The organism is Pseudomonas ovata, assembly GCF_003131185.1.
Lineage (GTDB): Bacteria > Pseudomonadota > Gammaproteobacteria > Pseudomonadales > Pseudomonadaceae > Aquipseudomonas > Aquipseudomonas ovata.
In genome coordinates this window covers 37,343-45,196 of sequence record NZ_QFFU01000037.1, presented here as the reverse complement: position 1 = coordinate 45,196, position 7,854 = coordinate 37,343, and the positions used below count along the sequence as shown (strand labels likewise).

At 55.2% G+C, this 7,854-nt stretch carries 13 protein-coding genes and 1 pseudogene; 4 read left to right on the top strand and 10 right to left on the bottom strand.

The features are described from left to right. Nucleotides 1-416: DUF2786 domain-containing protein (locus DGA31_RS28485; protein WP_152035089.1), on the bottom strand; the 416-nt coding region annotated here is incomplete at its 3' end. Nucleotides 417-512: 96 nt separating this feature from the next. Between DGA31_RS28485 and DGA31_RS28480 the strand changes: the two genes are divergently transcribed. Next, a complete protein-coding gene (locus DGA31_RS28480; RefSeq protein ID WP_109514791.1) occupies nucleotides 513-1,253 on the top strand; it encodes a hypothetical protein in 741 nt (246 codons plus the stop codon). A 47-nt stretch (nucleotides 1,254-1,300) separates the two neighbouring features. On the opposite strand, the gene DGA31_RS28475 is transcribed toward DGA31_RS28480, so the two are convergent. The 7 genes from DGA31_RS28475 to DGA31_RS28445 all read right to left on the bottom strand — a co-directional run bounded on the left by DGA31_RS28475 (nucleotide 1,301) and on the right by DGA31_RS28445 (nucleotide 5,044). Further along, complete coding sequence (locus tag DGA31_RS28475; RefSeq protein ID WP_109514790.1) at nucleotides 1,301-2,116, bottom strand: DUF2303 family protein; 816 nt, start codon at nucleotides 2,114-2,116, stop codon at nucleotides 1,301-1,303. A gap of 12 nt (nucleotides 2,117-2,128) precedes the next feature. Then, nucleotides 2,129-2,476, bottom strand: a complete 348-nt coding sequence (locus DGA31_RS28470) for a hypothetical protein (RefSeq protein WP_109514789.1) — start codon at nucleotides 2,474-2,476, stop codon at nucleotides 2,129-2,131. Nucleotides 2,477-2,564: 88 nt separating this feature from the next. After that, complete coding sequence (locus tag DGA31_RS28465; RefSeq protein WP_109514788.1) at nucleotides 2,565-3,155, bottom strand: hypothetical protein; 591 nt, start codon at nucleotides 3,153-3,155, stop codon at nucleotides 2,565-2,567. Between the two features lie 8 nt (nucleotides 3,156-3,163). After that, nucleotides 3,164-3,466: a hypothetical protein gene (locus DGA31_RS28460; RefSeq protein ID WP_109512803.1), complete on the bottom strand. Its 303-nt coding sequence runs from the start codon at nucleotides 3,464-3,466 to the stop codon at nucleotides 3,164-3,166. A 22-nt stretch (nucleotides 3,467-3,488) separates the two neighbouring features. Then, on the bottom strand, nucleotides 3,489-3,887 hold the full coding sequence (locus tag DGA31_RS28455) for a response regulator transcription factor (protein ID WP_109514787.1): 399 nt from the start codon (nucleotides 3,885-3,887) through the stop codon (nucleotides 3,489-3,491). A gap of 2 nt (nucleotides 3,888-3,889) precedes the next feature. Beyond that, nucleotides 3,890-4,741, bottom strand: coding sequence for a ParB/RepB/Spo0J family partition protein (locus DGA31_RS28450; protein ID WP_109514786.1), 852 nt, complete (start codon nucleotides 4,739-4,741; stop codon nucleotides 3,890-3,892). A gap of 111 nt (nucleotides 4,742-4,852) precedes the next feature. Then, nucleotides 4,853-5,044, bottom strand: coding sequence for a hypothetical protein (locus DGA31_RS28445; protein WP_109514785.1), 192 nt, complete (start codon nucleotides 5,042-5,044; stop codon nucleotides 4,853-4,855). Between the two features lie 116 nt (nucleotides 5,045-5,160). Between DGA31_RS28445 and DGA31_RS28440 the strand changes: the two genes are divergently transcribed. Further along, entirely contained in the window at nucleotides 5,161-5,391 is a 231-nt protein-coding gene (locus DGA31_RS28440) for a hypothetical protein (RefSeq protein WP_109514784.1), read from the top strand. 506 nt (nucleotides 5,392-5,897) lie between these two features. Here the strand turns inward: DGA31_RS28440 and DGA31_RS28435 are convergent. Together DGA31_RS28435 and DGA31_RS28430 are read right to left on the bottom strand one after the other, a co-directional pair. Beyond that, nucleotides 5,898-6,143: a DUF1654 domain-containing protein gene (locus tag DGA31_RS28435; RefSeq protein WP_161959245.1), complete on the bottom strand. Its 246-nt coding sequence runs from the start codon at nucleotides 6,141-6,143 to the stop codon at nucleotides 5,898-5,900. A gap of 141 nt (nucleotides 6,144-6,284) precedes the next feature. Next, a complete protein-coding gene (locus DGA31_RS28430) occupies nucleotides 6,285-6,959 on the bottom strand; it encodes a LexA family protein (RefSeq protein ID WP_241509672.1) in 675 nt (224 codons plus the stop codon). Between the two features lie 105 nt (nucleotides 6,960-7,064). Between DGA31_RS28430 and DGA31_RS28425 the strand changes: the two genes are divergently transcribed. Together DGA31_RS28425 and DGA31_RS30440 are read left to right on the top strand one after the other, a co-directional pair. Further along, a complete protein-coding gene (locus DGA31_RS28425; RefSeq protein WP_109514781.1) occupies nucleotides 7,065-7,313 on the top strand; it encodes a transcriptional regulator in 249 nt (82 codons plus the stop codon). 187 nt (nucleotides 7,314-7,500) lie between these two features. Continuing rightward, nucleotides 7,501-7,647, top strand: a pseudogene (locus DGA31_RS30440) (helix-turn-helix domain-containing protein); the annotation flags it as partial. Between the last annotated feature and the right edge of the window lie 207 nt (nucleotides 7,648-7,854).

The following is a 7,854-nucleotide window of genomic DNA, read 5'->3' as shown; positions in this document are numbered from 1 at the left end:
ACGTACTCCTTTCTGGCCAACTTCAATTTGGTCAGAAGGGTTTCGTATGCGTACAAAGCGATGTGCTGCGAGGGTGTGACGCCGACAAACACAGCGCGCTCTACTGGACGTTGTGAGCTTACACACCAATGCTTCAGGGTCAGGGCCTTGCAATCGAAGACGTCTGCTACAACTGCGCCCAGGTCTCGATCCCATGCAGGGCGTCGAGTTGTTCTTGAATGCGACGATTTGACTTCGCCTACATCACTAAGCTGAACATCCATTTCGGTCAGCTGATACTTGTTCATCAAGCTCTGTGCCTGGCGCAGCGCAGTGGCCGCTTCTGTTTCATTCGAGCTTTGCGCCAAGGCCATGCAGCGCTTGATCTTGCGTATCACGCGCTCAAGCGCGCTTTCGCTGGGTTTTTCGGTAGACATGAGTTCTCCAGGCAGCCGCAGGCGCTGCTGGGCTGGCATTAATCTATGTTTTGGTGTAATTGTCTCGGATCACTTTCATGATCCAGGAGGTTAATAGTGATAGGGCAAATGAAAAGATATGAGGATGCCAAAGAGGTTTTGGACGAGGCTAATAAAAATATTGCCGAATTTGAAAGTGTTTATTTGGCAGCAAGGCGGGATGAAGATATTGATAGGGTTCCTCGAGTTAAGTTGAAGCCCGCAATTGAGAACTTAAGGAGCGCCCTTGAGTTTACTTCTCAAGGGATATGGGCGTCCTACACTAGAAAGAAAAATAAGGTGTATTTTCCTTATGGGAAAAGTGAAAAAGATTTTAATGTTAGCTTGAGGAAAAGTTTGCCGGCTCTCCAGCAGGAAGCGCCTATCCTTTTTAATCTTGTTAGAGGTATGCAGCCTCACGTATGTGGGGATATGTGGCTGTATGATCTTTGCCGCTTCTCTAACTTCAATAAGCACAATGGCTTAAGTATTCAAGAAAGAAAGAACTCACCCGGAAGTACGGTGCATATACCTGGGTTTGGGACTTTCGGGGCTGAGAACATGGTCTTTGAAAATAATTTTGTTGACGGCGTTCGTGTTGAAAAAAATGGGTCGATGGTCTTTACTAACTCTACCACTACGCAGGAGATGCGAGATCAGTTGAATGGTGGGTTTGAGTTGGTGAGAGAATTTGATTGGGTTGAATTTCATTTGGATATAACAGGAGCTGATGCCCTTGAGCTACTTAAAAAAGCCTATCCTCAGATATGTGAGTTTGTAGAGAGCGTAAATAAACATATTTGCGCTTCTGCTCATTGATTAAGTAGCTTAGGGCCGAGCGGTATCTTAAACTCGGCCCTACACCATCAGCGCCCGTCGAAGCTTCCCAGCCACAACGATGCCTTGTCCTCGACCAGCCCCTGCAAGACGCCCTTGAATTCACGGGCAATCTCTTCGCGCTGTACTTCTTCTGCGATCCAGCGAAGCTTCAGGATCGGCTCACGACCGCTGGTGATGACCGATAGGCGGAAGGTGAAAGTACGCTCCATCAGCCCGTCATACGGCACTGTAGAAAAGGCCAGGGTCGACGGCAGCGTTTCTTTGCTGCTGGCCTCGATCTGGTCCATCGCGCTGCGGCTGGACTTCGTTTCGCTTACAGCGTGATCGCTTTCCGAAATCGCCTTGACCGTGATGGTGCGCACCGCCGCGATGACTTTGGCAATGCCCATTTCGTTGCCATCGGCATCATGGGCTTTCAGGTTGAGGTTCCAGTCCTCGATCCAGTCGCTGAGGTCACGCTGGCTCATCGGCGAACCGTTGATGCCGTCCACAGCCTTGTAACCGGCAGTGGGTTGCAGTTGTAACACGGCGCGATCATCACCGTGGCCTGGCTCATCGACCGTGCCCAGATTGAAGAAGACTTCGCACGACATGGCCTTCTGGTTGATGAAGCCTTGGGCGTCCAGGTTGGCGCGGTCCTGCACGTAGGCCCCGAAGTCAGACAGCGAGTCGGTTTTGAAGGCGCCACGGAAGCGCGAGCGGCCACCCTGGTAGCGCTCCAGGTCAACGACCTTGGCTGACTCGGGAATGACAAGGGTAGGGGTGTAAGTATTCAGCTCTTTGCCGGCAGCCAGCAGGGCGTTATCGCCGATCAGCTGGATGGCTTCTTTGCTCAAAGACATGTTTCGATTCCTTTACGGGCGGGGGTGGATTGGGGCTTCTTCACGGGAGAAAAGCTGGTCGTGCTTTTCAGGGAACAGGGTGAGTTTTCCACCGGTGCCGACAGACATCGGCGTCTCGTGCGTGGTGTTTTCGCTGCGCGTACCGCGCTTGGTAGGCGCCTTGTAATCAAGCTTGTGCTTGATCGCCACCTGGCTGGACTGACCGACTTGTTTGAAGTCGAGGGTAATGACCAGCTTGCCGGCCTTGCCGTTGTCTATGACCCCGGCGGCTACTTCAGAGAGTGCGTGACCGATCTGGCTTGCGAAGGCGCCGCCATTGAGCTCGCTGAGGAACTCGACTGTGTCGGTTGGGTTGGGCATGGGGAAAGCTCCGTGCGTGAAATGCCGCTGTACGGCAGGTAGATGAATTGCTGACGCCGGCCATGCCGTGCGCGGGTTTGGAGGCGCTTCATTTCGGTCCCGGTTTTTGCTTCGGGTAATCAATCGCGTATTCAGTGATGAGCCGCGTCATCAGCGCATAGCTGATGCGCAGCTCGTCACTGGCGTCTTTGCGTGAAAGTCCGCGATCCCGTGCATATTTGATGCGCAAGACATTCATCGCATCGTCGGCGCGATCAATGCTGTTTGGCTTGAGGTGGGGTGTAGGGTCGTATTGCTGGAACTGAAATCCGCATGAACTGGCCATGCGCCGCAGGTTGTATTTGCTGATTCCTGTCTGGCGACTTACATCTGCAAGCGTCATCTTCTCTGCAAGGTCGCTTACTTTTTTCTCCAGTTCCTTGCGTGCTCTTTTCTTGGCCTCGGCCAAGATGCTTGCCTGGGCGCGGGGCTTTGTGTCTGGAGGCTCGATACGAACGGCTTTCTGCTTGTGCTCGTCGTGGTCACGGCCATACGGCTTTTGCTCAGACTCAGGCCGGTGGATTTTTGTGGGTAGCTCTTCGATGACGCCGCCTTGAGCCAAGAACTCAGCGATTGCAGAGGCCAGTTCGGCAGACTTTGGCGCGTTATGCTGGATCAGTGATATATCGTTGCTGATCATGGCCGCTCCTACGAGTTGAGCCGGCGCGGTACCAGGCGCTGGGCTGCGCCGCGCTCCATTGCGTCTGCATAGACAAGAGCTGCGCGGTAGCTGAAGCAGAACCCGACAACACGGCCGCTCTTGCGGTCGTAGATGTGAAAGGCCTTCGCCTTGTTTTTGATCTGGAAACGAAAAGTCGGGGCGGGCGTAGGGATTGCTCGACCAGACTTCGAGTAGAACTCTTCAGTAGCCATAGTGGCCCTGGCTTGCATAGCCGAACGCGCCTCAGCAGCCACCCGTAAGGAGGCCGACAAGTTGATGAGCTGGGTCATGATTCAGTCCTTCGAGAGTGGCCTACGCGGTGATCGCGATGCAGGGCCTGGCTTTGCTTGCGCCCTTGCGAGCGAGTTTTGTTTCGAACGCTGCAGCGCGCCGCTCCGGGCCTTTGCGTTCCCGGCGCATGTCATCGTTGGTTGAGTGCATTGCGATCAGCGCAACAAGCATCACGCACAGGTGGCTGATGATCTGGCGTTGCATGGCTGCACCAATCAGTGCAGCTCGGCGGGCTACGCCAAGCTTGAACATCGCATTGCTCAAGCGCTTGGTCACCGTCTCAGGCGAGATTCCAAGCGTCTGAGCGATTTCCTTTGTTGTCATGCCCCTCGCCACGGCGAGCGTGCATTCAAGTTCGCGGCGGGCCAGGCTCAAGCCCAGACGCCCCGTCCATTCCCCGCTGGTTATGGTCATGTGCATGGCTATCTCGGCTTCGCGATTTCGAGGGTGCGACGTAGCTCCATGACGAGTGCCGTTGGGAGCTGGATGGTTTCGGCCTGTTCGTCAATCTGCCCAAGCGATGCAATCAGCTTGCATGAGGCCGCATGAACTGCCTCAATCTGAGCCTTTGGGATCGCCGGCCCCTTGATCGTCTTGGCAGTGACTTTCTTCTTGCCTTGTGCCTGGGCTTTCTCCAGTTCGGCGCCCAGCACTTTGCCGGCCTCGTCGCCGTGCTCTCGCACTACCTGAGCGGCAGTGGTTGCCGACACTTGGCCCGCTGCCACCAGGTTCTGAACATCCGTGTTGGCATTGCCGATTGTCAGGATCTGCTCAATCGTTTGTCGGGCCTTGCCGACCTTCTTGGCGATCTGCTCGATGGTCCAGCCGAATGCCCGGAGCCGCTTGTAACCTTCGGCCAGCTCCAGCGCAGAGAGCTTCTCGTTTTCCTGGCTGGATATGATCCTGGCAACCCGATCCGCATCGCTGCCCTCGAAGGGCACGACCGAAATCCAAGCTTCGAGAATCGTGGGGTCATTCTTTTTCGGCGTGCGCGGCAGTCGGCCCGCCGCATCAAGCTTGAGCAGGGCGCGGCGCCGGCGGTGTCCGTCGACAACCCAAACTCCGCCATCGGCGCGAGGGCGAACCTCAAGCGGTGGGATCTGCCCGCCGCTGGCGATGAACTCAGCCAGCAGATCAATGCTCGCCTCAAGCACTGCGCCTTCGGTGCGCAGGTTAAAGCCTGGTTCTTCGTGCAGATCTTCAAGCTGCACTTTCATCGCATCAGCGCGTTTTACCTCGCCGCTGTCGATCATTTTCCTGAAGGATTTGGCCATGCAATTTGCTTCCGGGAACTGCATTGGTCGGGCACCAGTACCGGTGACCAAACCCCCGCGCAGGTTGTGCAGGCCTGGTGCCCGCCAATGCAGTCGGTGTGGGAGGGGGAATCAGCGATACCGGGCTTCGAGCTCGGCATGTGTTTTCTTGAGCTTCTCGATCAGCTCCAGGCGTTCGGCGCCGCTCAGACGGTGCGCGGCCAGGTGCAGGGCGCTCAGCAGGTTGCCGTTCTCGACGGCCATGCAAAGCTTCTTGCCTTCGAAGATCTTGAAGTCGATGGTTTGCTCAGATTTTTGATTCATGGGCTTATCGCTCAGAAGTGGTGGCCGGCGGCCAGCTCACCACTGCCCAGGTGACGGGCCTTGCGCTAGGCTGAGCGCTCTCAAACAACACAGCCTGCAAAGGAGGGCGATACGCAATGCGCACCTACAAGTTGAAGCACGATCGGGACTTCGGTAAGGATCTTCCAAAGGTCTACGAAGCGAGTCGGGACATTGATGCTGGGGATGTGATCGAACTAGAAAACGGCATGTGGCATGGCGTTATTGAGGTTCGTAAAACTCCTCAAGGTATGCTGCTAGTTCTAGCTGAATCTGGTCAGAGCGCTGTGCAGGCAGAGCTTCTACTAAAGCAGCAATTGTCTGAGTAAGGACTATCGTTGCGTACTTGTTGCACCCCGACCGACTCAGTTCCGGACTGGGGTGCATCAAAGACATTTTTGTAGCGAGTCCAGGATCTCCCTGACACGCTAGCGTCATCAATGCCGCTTCGATTCGACCTACAAGGCTTGGCGCACTTATCGTCGGCTTTCCTGGTGAGTTCGGGTGTGGGTGATGCATATCGAATCTCCTCTTGTCATCCCAAAGCACCCTCGCGAGAAGTTGCTTCAGTGATGCTGTCCCTCCTATTTCAGCCGGAAGGGCGGGGCGAATTGTTTCCCGTCTGGCCCGCGTGAGCAGGCCAGCCAGTGAAATCTGATTAAAGAGCTCTCATTGCTGAGCCAGTCGATCCCCGTTAGGGGGCTGGGATCAGGCTTCCCCCTGACCGTGGTAGCCGGCGAGTACCCGGCTTGATTCGATAACCTAAGTTATGGATCGAATCATAACTCATGTTTTGCTGGTGTCAATAACCTTAGTTATTTATTGAGGCGTTGGGCTATTCGGGCATGGATTTCCAGGTAAGGCATGCATCTCCGGATTCGGTCATGGTGATAGCCAAGCCGTCCGTCTCGGATATTTCCGTCATTAGGCGCTCCCAATCCTCATGCCTATCGCTGAGATGCATGGAGATCACGGCCTCCTGAGTGCGCTGTGCAGCCGGAGAAACGATAATTCGACGAACCTTTTCGAGCAGGATCGCGTAAGTATCTAGAGCTTTGGCTTGGGGTCTTGTGGCTGTCATGCGTACCTCCTTATTTACATGTATGGATATACAGTATTTTAAGTATGGCTTATTCGCAAGCAGCTCGTCGGAAATATTCTGGATAGAATAGCTACGCATAAAAAAGCCCGCGCTAGGCGGGCTCTTGTGTGTTTTAAGCAGTCAGGGAAGGATGCTCATCGTCCTGACAGCAACGCCGATAATTCGGCAATCCTCCTCACAGGCGACCATGGGGTATGCGGTATTCAGCGGCTTGAGATAACGTACCCCGCCGTCATCGACCAGCTTCTTGAAAGTTGCCTGATTGCTGTTGGCGAGCTTGGCAATCACCAGCTTTCCTGGCTTCACGTCAGCCTCGGTATCCACGAGAATCATCTGGCCTTCCGGAACGCTTATGCCCGTAGGGGCAGTCATCGAATCCCCTTTGACTTCAAGCCAGAACGCCGGCCCCTTCGCTTCATAGTCCGAGAGTTCATAACGATCAGAAAAGCCAGGCGCGTATGGCTCTACTGCCTCAGCCCAAGCACCCGCAGAAACCCAGCTGATTACTGGATACCTGTAGTACCTATCTGGCTGAGAAGTCATTCGAATATTGGAAGGCTCCGCGTCGCTGCGGTGAGCTGCGCGGTCTCGTCCCGTCATCAGCCATTCAGCGGATACCCCCAAAGCCTGTGCGATTTCGACCATTTTCTTTGAGGTGGCATTTCTGCCGCTCTCCAGGTGCTGGATTGTTACCTGACTAACGCCGGCCTTATCTGCTAGTTGCTGCTGACTTAGCCCGCGAGCTTCGCGGGTTTTAAACACGCGATCTTTTAGGGTTTCTTGAGGAGTGTTCATGCCCAGAAGGGTAAAACAAGGGTTATCGGTGTTCAAATAACATGTGTTTGCGCATCCTATAACTTGAGTTATCATTCGGGGCACGACTCCTTGAGGCACGCAGACATGCCCGATAAAGAAAGACCGGTGGATACCGTTGTTCGCCTCGCCGGCGGCCAGGCCGAGCTTGCTCGCCGATGCAATACAAGTCAGCCACGAATCTGGCAGTGCGTTCATCGCAACCAGCGGGTTCCAGCGGATCTGGTGATCCCCTTCGAGCGCGCAGTCGATGGCCGCGTCACCCGCCACCACCTTCGCCCCGATCTTTATCCGCTCGAACCGAGCGATCCAGAGGCGTGCGCCGCCACTCCATGAATTGAATTATCTGCCCTATTTAGATCCGCCAACAGGGCATTGATTTGGCTGTTTTTTTAACCAGTAGGAGGCCATCAGCGATGAACATTCGACCTGATGCGTCATTTTTTTGCCTGTCGTCAAACCTGACGCAAGCGAGGTTGCCGTGAGCACCATCGTTACAGCGGCATGCTGGCCGCTTCAGGGCATGAGCCCTACACAAAAATCTGTGTTGATTTCGTTGGCTGACAATGCAAACGATGAGGGCGTTTGCTGGCCATCGATTGCCAAAATCTGCGTCCGTACCTGTCTTTCCGAGCGAGCAGTACGAAATGCCATTCGCTGGCTTGAAGAGGCCGGTCTGCTTACAGGCGATCAGCGCTTCGGGCGGTCCACCTGGTACACGGTAACCCCGGCACGATATGCCCCCGGCACCAAATGCCCCCCGGCACCAGATGCCCCACCGCCCCGGCACGACGTGCCCCCCACCCCGGCACCACGTGCCCCCAGAACCGTAAAGGAACCGTCAGTTGAACCGTCACAGGGTGGCAATCGCGTTCCG